General features: G+C 71.7%; 1 protein-coding gene. It reads left to right on the plus strand.

Annotation, left to right across the window (positions count from 1 at the left end; all coding sequences use genetic code 11):
• Positions 1–47: 47 nt before the first annotated feature.
• On the plus strand, positions 48–917 hold the full coding sequence (locus GPA_RS07255) for a bifunctional 5,10-methylenetetrahydrofolate dehydrogenase/5,10-methenyltetrahydrofolate cyclohydrolase (protein WP_015539456.1): 870 nt from the start codon (positions 48–50) through the stop codon (positions 915–917).
• Positions 918–1079 lie beyond the last annotated feature (162 nt).

Consider the following 1079-nt stretch of genomic DNA (forward strand, 5'->3'; position numbering starts at 1 on the left):
CGTGAAAACGTCCGTCTCGTAAACCCCCGAAGGAGCGAATCATCCCCATGGCCACCCTCCTCACCGGAAAGCCCGTCGTCGACCGCCTGGCGCAGGAGCTCGCGCCGCGTATCGAGGCGCTCGGGCGCGCCGGCATCGCTCCCACGCTCGCCATCGTCCGCATGGGCGAGCGCCCCGACGACCTGTCCTACGAGCGCACCGCCAAGAAGCGCGCCGAATCGCTCGGCATAGCCGTGCACCCGTTCGTCCTGCCCGAGGACGCCCCGCAGGAAGCCCTCGAAGCCGCGCTCGACGAGGTGAACGCCGACGACTCCATCCACGGCTGCCTGCTGTTCCGCCCGCTGCCCGCGCATATCGACGAGGCGCGCGCCTGCGAGCTGCTGGCCCCCCGGAAGGACGTAGACGGCATCACGCTCGCCTCGCTGGCCTCGGTGTTCACCGACGGCGGCACGGGATTCCCGCCCTCGACGGCCGCCGCGTGCCTCGAGCTGCTGGACCACTACGAGGTGCCGCTCGAGGGCAAGCGCGTGGCGGTGGCGGGCCGCAGCCTGGTGGTGGGCAAGCCCGTGTCCATGATGCTGCTGCGCCGCAACGCCACGGTGACGCTCTGCCACAGCCGGACCGAGAACCTGGCCGACGTCGTACGCGAGGCCGACGTCGTGATCTGCGCCACCGGCCGTGCGCGCATGTTCGGCGCGGAGTTCTTCCGGCCCGGGCAGACGGTGCTCGACGTGGGCATCAACTTCGACGCCGAGGGGAACCTCTGCGGCGACGTGGACTTCGACCAGGCGGAACCTATCGTGGACGCCCTCACGCCCGTGCCGCGCGGCCTGGGCACGGTGACCACCAGCGTGACGATGGCCCACACCGTGACGGCCGCCGAGGCCGCGCTCGCCGCGCCTGCGGGAGGGCGGTAGGCTTGCGCGCTGCGACGCCCTCCGGACGAAAGTTCATCGTGGCCGACCCGTCCGTCTGCATCGGCTGCAAGACGTGCATGGCGGCCTGCCTCATGCGCCACGACGCGCCCGGCGACGTGGCCGTGCCGCGCCTCACGCTGGTCACGACGCGCACCATCTCCG

Source organism: Gordonibacter pamelaeae 7-10-1-b, assembly GCF_000210055.1.
GTDB lineage: Bacteria > Actinomycetota > Coriobacteriia > Coriobacteriales > Eggerthellaceae > Gordonibacter > Gordonibacter pamelaeae.